This is a genomic window from Pseudomonas medicaginis, from assembly GCF_965119365.1.
GTDB lineage: Bacteria > Pseudomonadota > Gammaproteobacteria > Pseudomonadales > Pseudomonadaceae > Aquipseudomonas.
Genome location: NZ_OZ221631.1, coordinates 7,074,983 through 7,092,782 on the forward strand (window position 1 = coordinate 7,074,983; position 17,800 = coordinate 7,092,782).

The 17,800-nt window shown below is 62.3% G+C and carries 17 protein-coding genes and 1 pseudogene; 7 read left to right on the forward strand and 11 right to left on the reverse strand.

Going from position 1 to position 17,800, the window contains the following annotated elements; genetic code table 11:
- Positions 1–200 precede the first annotated feature (200 nt).
- The 4 genes from ACMTA2_RS31320 (at position 201) to ACMTA2_RS31335 (ending at position 3,416) form a co-directional block, all read left to right on the forward strand.
- Positions 201–1,595: a COG3014 family protein gene (locus ACMTA2_RS31320; RefSeq protein ID WP_413793161.1), complete on the forward strand. Its 1,395-nt coding sequence runs from the start codon at positions 201–203 to the stop codon at positions 1,593–1,595.
- 18 nt (positions 1,596–1,613) lie between these two features.
- Entirely contained in the window at positions 1,614–1,985 is a 372-nt protein-coding gene (locus ACMTA2_RS31325; protein ID WP_413793162.1) for a DUF1425 domain-containing protein, read from the forward strand.
- A 96-nt stretch (positions 1,986–2,081) separates the two neighbouring features.
- Positions 2,082–2,669, forward strand: coding sequence for a penicillin-binding protein activator LpoB (gene lpoB / locus ACMTA2_RS31330; RefSeq protein ID WP_003177333.1), 588 nt, complete (start codon positions 2,082–2,084; stop codon positions 2,667–2,669).
- Positions 2,670–2,672: 3 nt separating this feature from the next.
- Positions 2,673–3,416 carry a penicillin-binding protein activator LpoB gene (locus ACMTA2_RS31335; protein WP_413793163.1) on the forward strand — a complete coding sequence of 248 codons (744 nt, stop codon included), beginning with the start codon at positions 2,673–2,675 and terminating at the stop codon, positions 3,414–3,416.
- A 155-nt stretch (positions 3,417–3,571) separates the two neighbouring features.
- On the opposite strand, the gene rhtB is transcribed toward ACMTA2_RS31335, so the two are convergent.
- The 3 genes from rhtB to abc-f all read right to left on the reverse strand — a co-directional run bounded on the left by rhtB (position 3,572) and on the right by abc-f (position 6,840).
- Entirely contained in the window at positions 3,572–4,204 is a 633-nt protein-coding gene (gene rhtB, locus ACMTA2_RS31340; RefSeq protein ID WP_413793164.1) for a homoserine/homoserine lactone efflux protein, read from the reverse strand.
- A 144-nt stretch (positions 4,205–4,348) separates the two neighbouring features.
- Complete coding sequence (locus tag ACMTA2_RS31345; protein ID WP_413793165.1) at positions 4,349–4,930, reverse strand: mechanosensitive ion channel domain-containing protein; 582 nt, start codon at positions 4,928–4,930, stop codon at positions 4,349–4,351.
- Positions 4,930–6,840 carry a ribosomal protection-like ABC-F family protein gene (gene abc-f / locus ACMTA2_RS31350; protein WP_413793166.1) on the reverse strand — a complete coding sequence of 637 codons (1,911 nt, stop codon included), beginning with the start codon at positions 6,838–6,840 and terminating at the stop codon, positions 4,930–4,932. The genes ACMTA2_RS31345 and abc-f overlap by 1 nt, the downstream gene beginning before the upstream one ends.
- Before the next feature lie 50 nt (positions 6,841–6,890).
- Here abc-f and ACMTA2_RS31355 point away from each other — a divergent pair, with 50 nt between their 5' ends.
- Entirely contained in the window at positions 6,891–7,355 is a 465-nt protein-coding gene (locus ACMTA2_RS31355; protein WP_413793167.1) for a TIGR02444 family protein, read from the forward strand.
- Here the strand turns inward: ACMTA2_RS31355 and ACMTA2_RS31360 are convergent.
- Positions 7,352–8,503 carry an AlgP family protein gene (locus ACMTA2_RS31360; protein ID WP_413793168.1) on the reverse strand — a complete coding sequence of 384 codons (1,152 nt, stop codon included), beginning with the start codon at positions 8,501–8,503 and terminating at the stop codon, positions 7,352–7,354. The genes ACMTA2_RS31355 and ACMTA2_RS31360 overlap by 4 nt on opposite strands.
- Positions 8,504–8,694: 191 nt before the next feature.
- Here ACMTA2_RS31360 and ACMTA2_RS31365 point away from each other — a divergent pair, with 191 nt between their 5' ends.
- Positions 8,695–9,360: an FKBP-type peptidyl-prolyl cis-trans isomerase gene (locus ACMTA2_RS31365; RefSeq protein ID WP_413793169.1), complete on the forward strand. Its 666-nt coding sequence runs from the start codon at positions 8,695–8,697 to the stop codon at positions 9,358–9,360.
- Between the two features lie 58 nt (positions 9,361–9,418).
- On the opposite strand, the gene rsd is transcribed toward ACMTA2_RS31365, so the two are convergent.
- The 7 genes and pseudogenes from rsd to ACMTA2_RS31400 all read right to left on the reverse strand — a co-directional run bounded on the left by rsd (position 9,419) and on the right by ACMTA2_RS31400 (position 15,881).
- Positions 9,419–9,877: a sigma D regulator gene (gene rsd / locus ACMTA2_RS31370; RefSeq protein ID WP_413793170.1), complete on the reverse strand. Its 459-nt coding sequence runs from the start codon at positions 9,875–9,877 to the stop codon at positions 9,419–9,421.
- Positions 9,878–10,052: 175 nt separating this feature from the next.
- Positions 10,053–10,595, reverse strand: a complete 543-nt coding sequence (locus ACMTA2_RS31375) for a disulfide bond formation protein B (RefSeq protein WP_413793171.1) — start codon at positions 10,593–10,595, stop codon at positions 10,053–10,055.
- A 303-nt stretch (positions 10,596–10,898) separates the two neighbouring features.
- Complete coding sequence (locus ACMTA2_RS31380) at positions 10,899–12,146, reverse strand: heme biosynthesis protein HemY (protein WP_413793172.1); 1,248 nt, start codon at positions 12,144–12,146, stop codon at positions 10,899–10,901.
- Complete coding sequence (locus tag ACMTA2_RS31385; protein ID WP_413795754.1) at positions 12,143–13,276, reverse strand: uroporphyrinogen-III C-methyltransferase; 1,134 nt, start codon at positions 13,274–13,276, stop codon at positions 12,143–12,145. The genes ACMTA2_RS31380 and ACMTA2_RS31385 overlap by 4 nt, the downstream gene beginning before the upstream one ends.
- Before the next feature lie 36 nt (positions 13,277–13,312).
- Positions 13,313–14,059: pseudogene (locus tag ACMTA2_RS31390) on the reverse strand (uroporphyrinogen-III synthase); the annotation flags it as partial.
- Complete coding sequence (gene hemC, locus ACMTA2_RS31395) at positions 14,056–14,997, reverse strand: hydroxymethylbilane synthase (RefSeq protein ID WP_413793173.1); 942 nt, start codon at positions 14,995–14,997, stop codon at positions 14,056–14,058. The gene hemC and the pseudogene ACMTA2_RS31390, both read right to left, overlap by 4 nt.
- 137 nt (positions 14,998–15,134) lie before the next feature.
- On the reverse strand, positions 15,135–15,881 hold the full coding sequence (locus ACMTA2_RS31400) for a LytR/AlgR family response regulator transcription factor (protein ID WP_060740100.1): 747 nt from the start codon (positions 15,879–15,881) through the stop codon (positions 15,135–15,137).
- Positions 15,882–16,339: 458 nt separating this feature from the next.
- On the opposite strand from ACMTA2_RS31400, the gene argH reads away from it, so the two are divergent.
- The gene (gene argH, locus ACMTA2_RS31405; RefSeq protein WP_413793174.1) at positions 16,340–17,734 is read left to right on the forward strand and encodes an argininosuccinate lyase; all 1,395 of its coding nucleotides are present in this window, start codon (positions 16,340–16,342) and stop codon (positions 17,732–17,734) included.
- Positions 17,735–17,800: the final 66 nt, after the last annotated feature.

The window sequence follows — 17,800 nt, forward strand, 5'->3', positions numbered from 1 at the left end:
ATGTCACAAAAACAGCATTTCGGAATTGAAAAGCCATTACATAGCCAAGCGCCATGTTTATAATCCCGCCGCCTTCTTATTATTGAACGGCATAAAAGCTCCTCTTTTTATGAGGAACCGACAGCGCCCAGGCGCCTGTCCGTGGGATCGCTCCAGCCCGACCCGCACACCTCCGGCTGCTATCAGGGAAGAAAATGTTCATGGCATCCCGTGCCGTTCTTTCGGTCGCCCTCGGCGCGATCACCTTGTTGTCCGGCTGCTCGGCCTTTCGCAACTACGACAGCGAATTGGCCCAGACCAACCAGCAACTGGCATCCGGCAACGTCGACGGCGCGCTGACCCTGCTGGAAAAGAACAACTCCAGCCAGGAAAAAGACCTGCTGTACTACTTCGAGAAAGGTGAGCTGCTGCGTGCCAAGGGCGACTTGTCCGGCAGCCAGACAGCCTGGAACAGTGCCGACCAGCAGGTGGGCCAGTGGGAAGATGCGGTCAAACTCGACTCGGCCAAGTACCTGGCGCAGTTCGGCAGCTTCCTGGTCAACGATAAAGTGCGCCGCTACGAAGGCTACGATTACGAAAAGGTCATGCTGACCACGCAGATGGCCCTGAATCTGCTGGCGGTAAATGACTTCGACGGCGCCCGGACCCAGATCAAGAAGACCCACGAACGCGAAGCGGTGATTGCCGACCTGCGGGACAAGGAATACCTCAAGCGCGAGGAAGAAGCCGAGAAACAAGGGGTCAAGACCGAATACAAGGACCTCCAGGGTTATCCGGTGGCCAGCCTCGACGCCCCGGACGTGGTCAATCTCAAGAACAGCTACCAGAGCGCGTTCAGCCATTACCTGGCTGGTTTCGTCTATGAAGCCCTGGGCGAAAAGGACTTGGCCGCACCGGGTTATCGCAAGGCCGCCGAACTGCGCCCCAACACACCGTTGCTGGAACAGGCCCTGCGAGACCTCGACAAGCCCGCCGCCAAGAGCGATGACAGCGACATCCTGATCGTGGTGCAGAGCGGCCTGGCACCGTCCCGGGACTCGATCCGCATTCCCCTGCCCTTGCCGATCAGCGGCAACCTGGTCATCACACCGTTGTCGTTCCCGCTGATCAAGCCCGACACCTCCACGGCCACCTTCGGCCAGATCGGTGTCGACGGTCGTCAGTTGGACCTGACGCAGCTCAACAGCACCACCGCCATGTCTCGCCGGGCCCTGCGCGACGACATGCCGGGCATTATCCTGCGCACCACCGTGCGCGCCATCACCCGTGGCGTGGCGCAAAAGCAGATCAACGAAACCAATCCCCTGGCCGGCCTGGCCGTCGGCCTGACCTCGGCGGTACTCGAAGGGGCCGACACCCGCACCTGGCGCACCCTGCCCGACTACACCCAGGTGGTGCGCCTGCGCCTGAAGAAAGGCGAGCACCACGTCACCCTGCCAAGCGCGGTGGGCGGCTCGGTGGTCAAGGTCACCGTCGACCAGCGCTACCAGGTCATCAGCCTGCGGGCGGTGGGTAACCAAGTGTTCGCCGGTGGCCTCGCGGCCCAGGTGATGCCAAGCGCCAACCCGACCGCCATTGCCCTCAAGCAACCTTAAGAACGGAGTCTTGTTCACATGCGTTTAAAACTGATCGCCGTCGGCGCCCTGGCCTTGCTGGCCGGTTGCGCCACCCCGCCGCCACCGGAGCCGGGCACCGCCGCCAGCAAGGTCGTGGCGATGGGCAAGACCAAGAACATCGTGGTTGGCGCCATGCGTGTGGCCCGGGAAAACGGCTACATGACCGTCAACGTCCAGTTGAGCAACACCAGCTACAACAACAAGACGATGTATTACCGCTTTGCCTGGCTGGGGCCGGAAGGCTTTCCGATCGCCGAGGAAGAAACCTGGAAAAGCCTGACGCTGTACGGCGAACAGACCAGCTTCCTGCCGGCCATCGCACCGACACCCAAGGCGGTGGATTTCCGTTTGGAAATCAATACCCCTTGAGGTGGATACCGATCAGCCAGTCAATGCTGAATCTGTGGCGAGGGGATTTATCCCCTCGCCACAGAAACCTTTATGCAGTTATTTGAGAGCACCCACATGTTCGTACGCATCTCCTCCCTCGCCCTCGCCGCCCTGCTGGTCAGCGGCTGTGCCAACAACTCGCCGGTACTGGGCAACAAGAACATCAGCTACGGCGATACCAAGGCCGTGGAAACCGTGACCAACGAGTTCGGCTCCACCGACCTGCAAATGATCGCCGAGTCCATGACCCGCTCCCTGGCCCAGTCCGGCATCCTCCAGGGTCGCCCGGTGGTCCAGGTCTATGACGTGAAGAACAAGACCAGCGAATACATCGACACCCGCGAAATCACCACCAGCATCAAGACCCAGCTGATGAAGACCGGGGCTGCCCGTTTCGCCAGCGACAACACCGCCATGGACAGCCAGGTCGACCAGCTCAAACTGCAGAACCAAAGTGGGCTTTACAAGAAAAGCACCGTGGCCAAGACCGGCAACATGATCGCTGCCAAGTACCGTCTCGAGGGCTCCATCAGCTCGATCGTCAAGCGCAGCAGCGACTACAAGGACGTCTTCTACAAGTTCAGCCTGCAATTGATCGACGTCGAGAGCGGTCTGGCCGAATGGATGGACGAAAAAGAAATCCGCAAGACCACGGAGCGCTAAGCCATGCGCACATGGATAGGCATCATGGCCCTGGCCTGCGCATTCAGCGCGCAGGCGGCCCCCAAAGTCGCGGTGACAGACCTTGCGTACCAGGAGCGGGTGGAGGAATACATCCACACCGTTTCAGCACAGAGCAACTTCCAGGCGAACCCTTACAGCGCCAGCGCTTCCTCGAGCTACGACGAGATGGAAGCTACCAGCAGCTACATCGAGCAGGGTGAACTGCGTAAGTTCACCGGCGACATCAAGGGCGAGATCCTGCGCAGCGGGATGTTCCAGCTGACCCAGGGCACGCCCCACACGGCGGCGTCCAACGGCGACGTCTATGACGTGATCAAGCGCATCAAGGCCGGGAACTTCAAGGGCGCCGACTATGTGCTGTTTGGCACGGTGTCGGACATCGACTTCACCCGCGATATCAACGAACTGGCCAATACCGACAGCTACTCGGCCGTGCTGGCATTGACCCTGGTGGCGGACTTCAGCCTGATCAACACCAAGACCTACGAAATCACCTCGGCCTTTACGGCCATGGGCGAAGGCCAGGACACCAAGTTGCTGAACCACCGGGACGCACGCATCAGCCTCAACCGTCCACGGGTGGTGCGTGAAGTGTCCAAGGCCCTGGGTGAAGATGTGGCGCGGCAACTGAGCGAACAACTCGGCGGCCCGAGCTATCAGCAACCTGGCGAACCGGTGCCGCGCAACAACCTGCCCCGGGACACCGCCCCGGTGATCCTGCGCTGAGCCACACTGCTCGGTAAATGCTTAGATACTTCTGTGGCGAGGGGATTTATCCCCGCTGGGCGGCAAAGCCGCCCCAAGATTTTTGCGAGTGCTGCGCACTCGAACGGGGATAAATTCCCTCGCCACAGGTTTGGCATTTGCCTGACACACCCTGTCTACACCGCCGCTCTGCGAATCGTCGCCAGCAAGCCCGCCGCCCCGATGAACAGGCCAGCAAACGTGCGGTTCATCCGCCGTTGCTGTTTTGGCGTGCGCAACAGGCGCAGGACTTTGGACGCCAGCCCGGTGTACCCGGCCATGACGATGAGGTCGACGCAGATCATGGTCACGCCCAGGATCAGGTACTGCTTGAGCAACGGTGCATGGGGATCGATGAACTGTGGCAGCACCGCCAGCATGAACACCAGCGCCTTGGGGTTGCTGACGTTGACCAGAAAACCGCGAAACACCAGTGCCAAAGGGTTGCCGATCGGCCGCACGACGGTCTCATCACTGATATCGCCAGGGATGGCCCGCCACTGCTTGATACCCAGATAAACCAGATAGGCCACGCCGAACCATTTGATCGCGTAGAACGCGGTGGCGGATGCGGTGAGGATCGCGCCAACACCGGCGGCGACAATCACGATTTGCAACGCCAGGCCCAGTTGCAGGCCCAGGGCATTCCAGTAACCGCGCCAAAAGCCGTAGCGCAAGCCACTGGACATCGATGCGATGGCACCGGCACCCGGGGAAAGACTGATCACCCAACAGGCGGCTAAAAACGCCAGCCATGTTTCCAGCACCATTGCACACCTCGGCTCGGATTCGTCGAAAACGACTAAGCTAATGCGCCTCCAGCCCATTGACCAACGTTTTTTTGCACAAGGATTCAAGCCGGTATGAATACCGTCGCGAGGGCGCTTGCTCCCACGGGGCTGGGCAGCAGCCCCTTATTCGACGAAACCACCCACTGGAAATGCCTCGCTGCCACGCCAGCGCCGCACCGATCGCTGGAAGAACAGGCTGTTGGGCACTTGCACCATCGCACTGCCGGTGCCGAGCTCCTCGGGTTCGATCAGCGTGGTGTACAGCAGATTGATCGCCACCACGCGCCCCTTGATGCCGGGCTTGTCGGTGGTGTCCACGAGTTCGACCACATCTCCCAGGCGAAACGGTCCGACGGTGTAGATCAAAACGGCACAGAACAGGTTGGACAGCACGCTCCAGATGGCAAAGAACGCCACCGCTGCCACCGCGACGAAGCCCGACAGTGCAGTCCACAGCACCGTGGCCGAGACGCCCAGGCGTTCGAGCACCACCAGCACCGCAGTGCCCATGATCAGCCAGCGCAGCACGCCCCGCAGGATAATCACCAGTTGGGATGGGAGCGGGTAACGTTCGCCCAGGCCCGTCAGCGCCCGTGCGACGAAACGCTGCGAGACATAACCGGCCACCAGGATGAGCAAGATTTGCACACCGAGCCAGATCGGCTCGATCCACATGACAGGGACAGGCAATGTCAACGCTTCCATCAGGATAGAGCCTCCAGCTCCGCTTGCAGGTTTTCCAGCAACTCCAGCGCTTGCATCCACGCCTCCTCGAGCTCCGCTTCCCGAACCTTCAGCCTGGCCTGTTCGGCCAGCAGGTCACGCAACTCATCCTTGCGCGCCGCCTCGTAAAGACCACTGTCGCCCAGGCTGGTTTCGATTTTCTGCAACGTTTCATGCAGCTTGCCCAGCTCGGCTTCGAGCTTGTCGGCCTCACGCTTGTGGGGCGCCAGTTGCTGGCGCAATGCGGCGGCGGCCTGGCGCTGGGCCTTCTTGTCGGTCTTGTCCGGGTTGACCGGCGTGTTGCTGACCGGCGCGTTGCGCTGACGGTATTCCACCAGCCAACGGGCGTAGTCTTCCAGGTCGCCGTCGAACTCCTCGACCTTGCCGTCGGCAACCAGGAAGAAATTATCCGTGGTGCTCTTGAGCAGATGCCGATCGTGGGACACCACCAACACCGCACCACTGAATTCCTGCAAGGCCATGGTCAGGGCCAGGCGCATCTCCAGGTCCAGGTGGTTGGTGGGTTCGTCGAGCAGCAACAGGTTCGGCCGGCCCCAGGCGATCAACGCCAGCGCCAGGCGCGCCTTTTCGCCGCCGGAGAAATTCAACACCGGCTCGTCGATGCGCGCCCCGCGGAAATCGAAACCGCCGAGGAAATCGCGCAGGGTCTGCTCGCGCTCGGTCGGTGCCAGGCGTTGCAGGTGCAACAGCGGGCTGGCCTTGGAGTCCAGGGAATCGAGCTGATGCTGGGCGAAGTAACCGACCACCGTGTTCTCGCCCCGGGTCAGGCGCCCGGCCAGAGGCTCGAGTTCGCCGGAAAGGTTCTTGATCAGGGTCGACTTGCCGGCACCGTTGGGGCCCAGCAGACCGATCCGCGCACCCGGCGTCAGTTGCAGCTTGACCTTCTCCAGCACGGTCTTGTCGCCATAACCCAGACGCGCGTCGGACAGGTCGATCAGCGGGCTGGAAATCTTGGTCGACTCGCGGAAGACAAAGTCGAACGGCGAATCGACATGGGCCGCCGACAGCTCTTCCATCCGCTCCAGCGCCTTGATCCGGCTCTGGGCCTGGCGGGCCTTGGTGGCCTGGGCCTTGAAGCGGGCAATGTAGCTTTCCATGTGCGCGCGCTGCGCCTGTTGTTTCTCGTAGGCCTGCTGTTGCTGGGCCAGGCGTTCGGCACGGGCGCGCTCGAAAGCGCTGTAGCCACCGCGGTACAAGGTGAGCTTGCGCTGGTCGACATGGGCGACGTGATCCACCACCGCGTCGAGGAAATCGCGGTCGTGGGAAATCAGCAGCAACGTGCCCGGGTAACTCTTGAGCCAGTCTTCGAGCCAGATGATGGCGTCGAGGTCCAAGTGGTTGGTCGGTTCATCGAGCAACAGCAGATCCGACGGGCACATCAGGGCCTGCGCCAGGTTCAGGCGCATCCGCCAGCCGCCGGAGAAGTCCCCGACCTGGCGGTCCATCTGTTCATTGGTAAAGCCCAGGCCGGCGAGCAATTTGCGCGCGCGGGCATCGGCGGTGTAGCCGTCGGCACTGTCGAGTTCCGCGTGCAGGCGGGCCTGAGCGGCACCGTCGTGGGCCGCTTCGGCCGCCGCCAGGTCGTGTTGCACCTGGCGCAGGCGCAGGTCGCCATCGAGCACGTAGTCCACCGCCAGGCGCTCGAGGGTGTCGACCTCCTGGCGCATGTGGGCGATACGCCAGTCGGCCGGCAGCAGGCAATCGCCCGAGTCCGGGTGCAGCTCACCCCGCAGCAAGGCGAACAGGCTCGATTTGCCGGCGCCGTTGGCACCGATGAGGCCAGCTTTGTGGCCGGCGTGCAGGGTCAGCTCGGCGTCTTCTAGCAGACGTTGCGGGCCACGCTGTAAAGTCAGGTTCTGAAGTCGGATCATAATGGCGGCGGAGTCTACCAGCTTCGCTCACAACTGGCGCGAGTAGCACGATGTCCCCTGACCTGTGGAGTTTTTCCCTCGACCTCTATGCCAAGCCTGGCGTAGAGCCTGCCTGCCTGGCGTCGCAAGACGCCGGCGCCAACGTCTGCCTGTTGCTGTGTGGCCTGTGGCTGGCGCAGCGTGGCGTGGCCTGCAATGAGCACAGGCTGCGGCAGCTTCGACTATTGGCCGAGCCGTGGGATGCCGAGGTGGTGCGGCCACTGCGCACGCTTCGCAGCCAATGGAAAACCAGTGCCCTCCAGGACACGGCACTCAATGGCCTGCGCGAGCAGGTCAAGCAACTGGAGTTGGCGGCCGAACGGCGATTGCTGGAGCGATTGCAAGCGTTGGCCAAGGATTGGCCTGGGACACAACAGAACGATTCAGCGCAATGGCTGCAAGGGCTGGCGGCGAATGCCGGGCCAGCGAGCCGCGACGCGCTGCATCAGCTGCGCGTCGCGGTGTCCGGCACTTAGGAAGCGCTGGTTGGGGTGCTGCTGGTGCTCGGCGCAACGGCGGCGGATGGGCTGGTCGCCGTGGCCGGAGTGCTGGCGGTTGGAGCCGGTGCAGTGGTCGGAGCTGGTGTCGCTGGCTTGGCGGCTGGCGCAGTCGCAGGTTTTGCAGCGGCGGGCTTTTTCACAGCCGGTTTCGCTGCGGGCTTGGCGGCTGGCTTGGCAGCAGTTGGTTTCGCGGCAGCGGGTTTGGCTGCAGGCTTCGCCACGGCTGGTTTGGCAGCAGGTTTAGCCGCCACTTTGGCGGGCGCCTTGGCAGCGACTGGCTTGGCAGCCGTTTTCGCAGCGGGTTTGGCGGCAGCCGTCTTGGTTACCGCAGGCTTCGCTGCTGGCTTGGCGGCAGCAGGTTTGGCAGGGGTTTTTACCGCCGCCTTGGCAGCAGGTTTGGCGGCAGCGGTTTTCGTCGCGGCTGGTTTGGCGGCAGCAGTTTTAGCGGCCGGTTTGGCGGCTGGTTTTGCAGCAGCTTTTACAGCGGGCTTGGCAGCTACAGGTTTAGCGGCCGCCGTTTTTGCGGCGGGTTTGGCAGCGGCCTTGACGACCGGTTTTTTTGCCGCAGGTTTTGCAGCGCTGGCAGCAACAGGTTTGGCAGCCGGTTTGCTGGCCGCTTTTGCCGGTGCTTTCGCGGCAGGCTTGGCGGCAACTTTGGCCGGTGCTTTTGTCGCGGCGGGTTTAGCCGCCGGCTTCTTGGCCGATACAACGGCAGGCTTGGCAGCGCGAAGCGTCAGTGCCTTGCCTGCGGCTTCTTGCACGCGGCCAACACCCTGGGCCAATTTCAGGCTTTCCTGGGCATCACGCTTGAGTTGCAGAATGTAGGTGCGGGTTTCGGACTGACGAGCCTTCAAGGCATCGAGCAGGTCTTCGAGTTCTTTCACGACATCTTTAGCCTTGGCTTGTGCCTTGGCCTTGCCAGCGGTGGCTGCGTCTTGCAATTTGGTGCGCGACTTGTGCAGTTTTTCCTGCGCTTTGCCGCGTTGCTTTTCCAGTTTGGCGAGCAGTTTTTCAGCATCAGCCAGGGCTTGGGAGCAGGCATTTTCCAGATGTTCGAGCAGGCTGCCCGAGAGTTGTTGGAGCAAGTGCAACGGAGTGTTTACAGGCTTCTTGGTGGCCGACATGGTTTACCTCCTGACTGACGTGAGTGCGGCTCATACTAGACCTCTGCTTCAACCGCCGCTAGGGCATGTTGACAGTACACAAGACGTTGCGTTGCAAGGGACGAAAAATCTTCTGCGCCAGTGCCTTGGCAATCCACCTCTACAGATATCGACACTGGCATAATTCCTCGATTCGAGGCCGGAGAGCACACATGTCGCGTCACCTGTTTTTATTCCTGTGCATGGTTTGCTCAACGGTCCAGGCCGTTGAAAAAAACAGCGCAAACGATGCCCACGATCTGGCTTACAGCCTGGGCGCCAGCCTCGGCGAACGCCTGCGCCAGGACGTACCGGACTTGCAGATCAAAGCCTTGGTCGAAGGTTTGCAACAGGCTTACCTGGGCAAGCCGCTGGCCCTCGAGGATGGACGCATCGAACAGATCCTGGCCGAGCACCAGGCGCAACTGAACGCGCCATCGACAACGCCGCAGATCGACGCTGCGTTGAAAAACGAGCAGGCATTTCTCACCGAAGAAAAGAGCCGGCCTGGGGTCCAGCAACTCGCAGATGGCGTCCTGCTGACCGAAATCAAGCCAGGCCACGGTGCGAAGGCTGGCCCTCACGGCAAGGTCCAGGTGCTGTACATCGGTCGATTGCCGGACGGCACCGTGTTCGATTCAAACCGCCAGGCGCAATGGTTCAATCTCGACAGTGTGATTGACGGTTGGCGCAGTGCGTTGCCGCAAATGCCGGTCGGCGCGAAGTGGCGATTGGTGATTCCCTCGTCCCTGGCCTATGGCGCGGAGGGGGCCGGGGATGTGATCCCGCCGTATACGCCATTGGTGTTTGAGATCGAGTTGCTGGGCGCGACGACCTGACGTTGGCCCAATAAAAAACGGTGCGCAATGCGCACCGTTTTTTCATGACCGCGAATTCTCACGCCTGGACGATATCTTCTTCCTTGTGAGCGTTGTGCAGCACTTCGATCAGGCAGTCCTCCAATTCGAAACGCTCGTGCAGCAAGCCACCCAGCTCCTTGAATTTTTCCGCCACGCACTTGCCTTCATCGCACAGGTCGTTGAACGCCAGCAGCTTCTCGGTGATGACATCGATGCGCGGGTAGATCGTCTCGGCCAGTTCAAGGCCACGCTTGTCGTTGAAGGCCTTGGCCTCGCCCGTCAGTTGTTCATAGATCTCGAAATGACCGGCAGACACATAGTCGACCAGCACACCGCAGAACTCCTGCAAGGGTTTGCGGCTTTCGCTCAGCGCTTCAGGCTTGGCGCCGAGCGCGTCGTAGGCTCGAACCAGTTCGTGACGCTCCTGCAGCCAGCGATCGATCAGCAGATGCACCCCACCCCAGCGTTCCTGAGCATTCTGACAACTTTCGAGCATGGTGATTTCTTCCCTTGTGAGTCATGCCCCTCGTAGCCTGTGCACGCCTGATTGACCAGGGACAAGCCAGACACAACATGATCGAGCGGCACAATTCCAATAACACGTGCGGGCCAGATTATGCCCGCACGACAATGGCTTCAAGGTACGCAGGAGATAAAGTTCATACAAGTGTTTAATCCAGCGCCCGGACCAACTGCGACGTCTCGCCGCTGAGCGGTTGCACCAGAGCAGTCCAGGCAAGGCGCAGCAGCAGATAGGTCATGGCGCTGCACACCGCAAGAAAAAACAACAGGCTCCACTCAGGGATACTCAGGTCGAACAACGTCCAGGTGATATTCGCGCAATCGACGGCGCCATCAAGGACGCGATGCAACGCACACCACCACGAATCCATCAATTCTGGCTGGGCAATACAATCAGGAAACGGCTCGAACGAATGGCTTTGCATCAAGACCTGGCGCCAGGCCAGGACCATCCCCACCGTTGCACAAACCAACCCTGCCGCACCATAGAAGAGGCTGCCTCTCTGGCCTGGACCATGCACGCACGCCACGAGGCTGTTCGCCAGGAACAACATCAGGCATAACCGCTGCAAGACACACAGGCTGCAAGGCGTCAGGCCAGCGGAATACTCCAGATAGGTGCTGATGCCCAGAGCCAGGGCGGCGGCGATGAAAGCCATGAAAAACAAGAAGCGTGAGCTGGCCAAAGACATGGCGATTCCGTAACAGAAGAGACAAGCAGTTACGGTAGAGGAAAGCCCTCGGGCCTTTCAAGGCAGCCCCGCGCAGACACTTCACCAGGGGTGTAGGGAATTCCCGACAGGCCAAAGAGGATTCAGCGCGATGGGCTGTAGGACTTTACTGATGGCACGATCAAAGCCCCCAAAAAAACAGGTATCTCCAGTGGGAGCAAGGCTTGCCCGCGATGAAGACAACGCGGTCCTTCAGAAACCGAGGCGCCTGTTTCGCGAGCAAGCTTTGCTCCCACCCATGCAGGAGCGCCACAAGGACTCATTTCAAGTGGACAACACCTGAGCCGGAGCCGGCAACGGCGCGGCCAGCAGACGCTCGTCCAGCAACCCCAAGCCCTCTTGGAACAACTGGTTGCTGCGCTCGGCATCCCCCAGTTGCGCCAGCAGGCGCGCCAGTTCGGCGCAGGCTTCGGGGTTGCGCTGGACCCGCAAACTGCTTTCCAGATAATCCCGCGCCTTGCCCCACAAGCTGTTCTGCAGGCATAGGCGCCCCAGGGTCAGCAGCAGGCTCGGATCGGCCGGGTGGTCCTTGAGCCAGCCTTCGGCCGCTTGCAACTGGCGGATCGGATCATGGCCGCGAACCAACCCGTACAGGCGCGCCAGATGGCTGTCATAGTGACGCTTGAGCGCGCCGCGCAGCACCTCTTCGGCCTCGACCTGAGCGCCCAATTGACGCAGTTGCTCGGCATAGGCCAGCACCAGCGCGGGCTCCTGGCGCTGTGCGGAGGTCAGCTGTTGCCAGGCGCGGTTGAGCGACTGCAGACCGACGCTGCCGTCCTCCTCACGGTGGGCCGCCAGGGACAGGTTCTCGCCCCAGGCACGCCGCTCCAGTTCAGCCAACTCGGCCGTCGGCAGGACTTTATCCTTGCGCAACTCCGGCAACAGCCGGATCACCGCCGACCAGTCGCCGCGCTGCTGATGCAGTCGTTGCAATTGGCGCAGGACCTGGACGTTATGGGGATGACGCTCATGCATGGCCTGCAACGTGTTCAATGCGCCGTCCGTGTCACCTCGATCCGTCTGCAATTGCGCGTGCGCCAGGGCAATGGCCAGTTCCGCCTGGGGCTGACGCTCCAGGGCGCGCTCGAGCAAACTGTCGCTCTGATCGTAAAGACCCTGCTCGTTGGCCGCACGGGCGGCGCCCAGGTAATACAACAACGGCTGGCGCTCGGCTTCGGCGGCACGGTGCAGGTGTCGCTGGGCACTGGCCCAGCGACCTTCGGCCAGGTCCAACTGGCCGTGTTCAATCGCCACTTGCACCCGACGACTGCGGTTGCGCCGCGACCATGGGTTGACCACGCCACCGGACGTGGTAACCAACCCGATCAGGGCCCGCAGGCCTCGCCACACCAGCCAGAGCACCGCCACCAAGGCCAGGGTGACCCACAGGCCGGCTTCATAACGGAAGTTCTTGTACGCCACCAGCACGTAACCCGAATGCTCGGCAATCGCCACGCCCAGCAAACCGGCGGCGGCGATGACCACGAACAGAATCACGTAGAGACGCTTCATGGCGTGGCCTCCTGCGCGCCTGGCGCGGGCAGCGGCTTGACCGATTCCTGGGCGTTGAGGTTGCGGCGCTCAAGGTAGGCCTGGACGCTGCTCAGTGTGCCCGTCAGGTCCGGGGTGACCACCGTCACCGGTTGCTTGGACAACTCACCCACGCGCTCGAGCATGATTTGGCTTTGCGGATTGTCCTGGTTGAAGTTGTTCTTCAACACGTCCCGCGACTCGGTCAGCGCCTGGGTGTATACCGGCCCCTGACCGTTGAGGGCGGCCCATTGCGCCTGCTCCAGCGCCAGGCTCAAGGCCAGGCGCACTTGCACGAGACTTTGCCCGGCCAGCAGCGGACGGACGTTCTCGTCTGCGTTGAAGTCGATGCGGATATAGCGCGAGATCTGGTCCCACCACTGTGCCCACCGGCTGGCACCATCGCCATCGGCGGTCAGGCCCAGCAGCGACTCTCCGCGGTCCTTGTACTCAGGTGCCAGTTCGGTCAGTTGCAGCACCTGGTCACGCAAGGCGCCCAGTTGCAGGAACAGCCCGGTGCGATCCGGTTGTTCGGTGCTGCGCAGCGCCGCAAGGGTCTTGGCCAGTTGCTCGCGAGCGGCGAACGAACCGGGGTCGTTCTGCTCGCGCAGGATCTCGTCAGCGCCCTGGACCAGTGCCTGGGCACTGTTGATGTCTTGCAGGGCGGAAAGACGCAGGCTGGCCAGGCGCAACAGGTGCTCGGCCTCCGCCAGGCGCCAGTCCTTGCGGCTGGCACCGAGCACGGTCTCCAGGCGCTGGTTCAGGTGCTGCTGGTCACCTTGCAACTGGGCCACCAGGCGCCGCCGCTCCTCCAGCTCTTCGGCCGGGGGCAATTGCGCGAGGCGCTCACTCAGGCGTTGCTCGTTGAGCTTGAGGGTCTGGGCCTGGTCGTTCAGCGCCTGGACCTGGACGGATTGCTGCTGGTTATTGGTCTGCAGGTGGCGCACCTGCCACACGCTCCAACCGCCCACGGCCACACCGGCGGCACCGAGCAGCAAGGCCACAATGGCCAGCCCGTTGCCGCGACGCGGGGCCATCGGGGGCGGGGTTTCAACCGGCGCATCGATCGCTGGCTGGTCTAGATCTTCTTTTGGCAAGGCTGTTTCGCTCACGTATCCATCCTTTGCATTAGAAAACGGCACGGAGTGTTCCCGTAACGCCGCCAGCAAAGCCGCGGCGCTGGCGCCACGGCAATCCACAACTGTTCGGGCCCCGGCGGCACGCGCCATTTCGGCAACCCTTGGGCTTGGCACAAACAACGGTAACCGCGCCAGGACCGGCCACGCATCGCCGGCCAGCCGCTGCAGATGCTCGAAGCCCTGCCCACTGCTGACCACCAGTGCGTTCAAGCGTTCCGCTTCGACTTTCGCCGGCAACGCCCCTTCGCCATAACTGGGCAGGTGGCGTCGGTACAACTCCAGGTAGTCGACACTAGCACCTTGCTCGCGCAAACGCTCCGCCAGCAAGCCACGTCCGCCTTCGCCCCGCACGATCAAGACCTTGGGGTCGGGCCGCGAGATAGCCTGGCGCAAGACCAGGTGCTCCAGCAAGGCTTCGCTGTCATCGCCGTTATCGGGATAAAACACCGTGAGGCCGGCATCGACGAGGATCTGTCCGGTGGCCGCACCCACGCTGAACCAGGGCTGGTCTGGAGGCTGGGGCCAGTGTTGGCGCAGCAACTCGACGCACAGGCGTGCGGCAGGTTTGCTGACCACGATCACGGCACTGTATTGATCCAGCGCCTGGAAGGTCGCCCGCCCGGAGTCCGACAGCGGGATCGGTTCGATCTCCAGCAACGGCAAGCTGCTGCTGTGGACCCCCGCTTCGGCCAGGACAGCCGCCAGGGCCGACGACTCGTCCGCAGGCCGGGTGAGCAACAGCCGCCAACCCGTCACGCGTGGCCGGCCTCGCCGTAGACCGCCTTGAGGATGTCGGCGGCGCCCTGGCTCAACAGGTCTTCCGCCACCCGCACCCCCAGCGCTTCGGCATCGTGGCGCGGAGCCCGGGCCTCGGCGCTGAGCAGCCGACCACCGTTGGGATCCCCTACCAGGCCGCGCAACCAGACCTGTTCACCTTCCAGCACGGCGTAACAGGCGATCGGCACCTGGCAACCGCCATTGAGATGTTTGTTCAGCGCGCGTTCGGCGAATACCCGCGTGGCGGTGTCGGCATGGTGCAGCGGCGCCAGCAGGGCGTGGATGTCGCTGTCGGCGCTGCGGCACTCGATGCCCACCGCCCCTTGCCCACCGGCCGGCAGGCTGTCGTCGACGCTGATGGCCGAGGTGATGCGGTCTTCGAAGCCCAGGCGGATCAACCCGGCGGCGGCGAGGATGATGGCGTCGTACTCACCGGCATCGAGCTTGGCCAGGCGCGTGTTGACATTGCCGCGCAGGAAACGGATTTGCAGGTCCGGACGCCGCGTCAGCAATTGCGCCTGGCGACGCAGGCTGGACGTGCCGACCACACTCCCGGCAGGCAACGCCTCAAGACTGGAAAACGTGTTGGAGACGAACGCGTCGCGCGGGTCCTCCCGTTCGCAGATACAAAACAGGCCCAGGCCTTCGGGGAAGTCCATGGGCACGTCTTTCATCGAATGCACGGCGATGTCGGCTTCGTTGTCCAGCAGCGCGGTTTCCAGCTCCTTTACGAACAGGCCCTTGCCGCCGATTTTCGACAGCGGCGAGTCCAGCAGCTTGTCACCGCGACTGACCATGGGCACCAGGGTCACGGCCAGGCCGGGATGGGCCGCTTCCAGGCGGGCTTTGACGTATTCGGCCTGCCAGAGGGCCAAGGCACTTTTACGGGTGGCGATGCGGATCTCGCGAGGGGACATGGATCAATCCGTACTTAAAAGATACGGCAGATAATAACAGCTCAGTCAAAACCGCTTTGATTTGAATCACGACCCCAAGGCCTCCCTGGCCGCCAGATCCTGGAATTGAAACGCGTGGAACGCGTGGAACGCCTGGCTTAAAGCTGCTGCATCATCTTGCGCACGCCGGCCACATGCCGTCGGCTGACGATCAGCGCGTCGCCATTGAGACCTTTGAGGAACAGCTGGAAATGCCCAAGGGGGGTGCGCTGCAAACGCTCGATGCGCTCGCGGGCCACGAGGGCGTTGCGGTGGATGCGTACGAAGCGTTCGCCGAACTCGTCTTCGAGGGCCTTGAGGGGTTCGTCCAGCAACACCTCGCCACTCTCGTGACGCAAGGTCACGTACTTATGGTCGGCAATAAAGTAGACCACCTGGTTCAAGGGGATCAGCTCGATGCCTTTGCGGGTGCGCGCACTGATGTGGCTGCGCGGGCCGCTGCCGCTTTCGGCGGCCGGACGGGTCAGCGCCGCCAGTTGCACGCGGTTCGGCCGCTCGGCCTTGCGCAAGGCTTCGAGCAGCGCCTCGGACGCCACGGGCTTGACCAGGTAACCCACGGCACCGGCCTGCAACACCTCGGGTGGGAAGTCGTCGCGCGTGGTGCAGAACACCACGGCGGGCGGCGACTCTCGTTCGCACAACTTCGCCGCCACCTGCAGGCCGTCCAGGCCCGGCATGCGAATGTCGAGCAGCACGATATCCGGCTTGTGGCTGTCGATAAGGGCCAATGCCTCGTCGCCATTGGTGGCGCTCGGCTCCAGGACACTGTAACCCTCGAGCTCGCCAACCATTCGGCTCAGGCGCTCGCGGGCCAGTGGTTCGTCATCAACGATCAGGACATTCATATTGCGCTGGATTCCTGCGTGAGTCTCGCACAAGGATAGCGTAGACAGGGGAAGTGACATCCGTCACAGCGATCCACGCTAAGACTCGTTCGAGGGCCAAAAAGTGCCGCGAGGCGGTTGCCTATCTTTACCAGCGCTTGCCGATCGATGCCCGAGGCCCGTTGTCGCACGGCGTCGCCGTAGGGATTGTTAACTGTCGATCTGACCAATATGAGCTCCCCCTTCTATTTTTCCGGTGCGCCATGGATGGAAAAAGCAAAAGTCCTACCGTCCACTGTAGACGGTTGCCACGACGATATTGCTCAATCGAAAAATATCGTTGTGCGAAAACCCTCTTGGATCCCAGGTTCGATTGAAAAAACCTGCCGACCAGTGCCAGCGCCAGTCCCGGCAACCCTGCTATCATCCGCCGCAGCCTTTAACCGCTACTTTCTCCACAGCCGATCACGAGCGAATTCATGAGCACTGACAAGACCAATCAGTCCTGGGGCGGCCGCTTCAGTGAACCCGTCGACGCCTTCGTCGCCCGCTTCACCGCCTCCGTCAATTTTGACCAGCGCCTGTATCGCCACGACATCATGGGTTCGATCGCCCACGCCACCATGCTGGCCAAGGTCGGCGTGCTGACCGATGCCGAGCGCGACAGCATCATTGACGGCCTGAAGACCATCGAGACTGAAATCGAGGCTGGCCAGTTCGACTGGCGCGTCGACCTCGAAGACGTGCACATGAACATCGAAGCACGCCTGACCGACCGCATCGGCGTGACCGGCAAGAAGCTGCACACCGGCCGCAGTCGCAACGACCAGGTCGCCACCGACATCCGCCTCTGGCTGCGCGATGAAATCGACCTGATCCTGGCCGAAATCACTCGCCTGCAAAAAGGCCTGCTGGAACAAGCCGAACGCGAGGCCGAGAGCATCATGCCGGGCTTCACGCACCTGCAGACCGCCCAACCTGTAACGTTTGGGCATCACATGCTGGCCTGGTTCGAAATGCTCAGCCGCGACTACGAGCGCCTGGTGGACTGCCGCAAGCGCACCAACCGCATGCCCCTGGGCAGCGCCGCGCTGGCCGGCACCACGTACCCGATCGACCGTGAATACACCGCGCAGTTGCTGGGCTTCGACGCCGTGGGCGGCAATTCGCTGGATAACGTTTCGGACCGCGATTTCGCCATCGAATTCTGCGCCGCCGCGAGCATCGCGATGATGCACCTGTCGCGCTTCTCCGAAGAGTTGGTGCTGTGGACCAGCGCGCAATTCCAATTCATCGACTTGCCCGACCGCTTCTGCACCGGCAGCTCGATCATGCCGCAAAAGAAAAACCCCGACGTGCCGGAACTGGTGCGCGGCAAGAGTGGCCGGGTGTTCGGTGCACTGATGGGCCTGCTGACCCTGATGAAAGGCCAGCCGCTGGCCTACAACAAGGACAACCAGGAAGACAAGGAACCGCTGTTCGACGCCGCCGATACCTTGCGCGACTCGCTGCGGGCCTTCGCCGACATGATTCCGGCCATCAAGCCCAAGCACGCGGTGATGCGCGAAGCGGCCCTGCGCGGCTTCTCCACCGCCACCGACCTGGCCGATTACCTGGTGCGCCGTGGCCTGCCGTTCCGCGATTGCCATGAGATTGTCGGCCATGCCGTGAAATACGGCGTGGACACCGGCAAGGACCTGGCGGAAATGAGCCTGGACGAACTGCGCCAGTTCAGCGACCAGATCGAGCAGGACGTGTTTGCCGTGCTGACCCTCGAAGGCTCGGTCAATGCCCGTAACCACATCGGCGGCACCGCGCCGGCGCAGGTCAAGGCGGCGGTTGTGCGTGGCCAGGCGTTGCTCGCCAGCCGCTAAAAGCTTCGCGAACAAGCCCGCCCCCACAATAGATCTTCAGTGGACACAATCTTGTGAACCTATAGA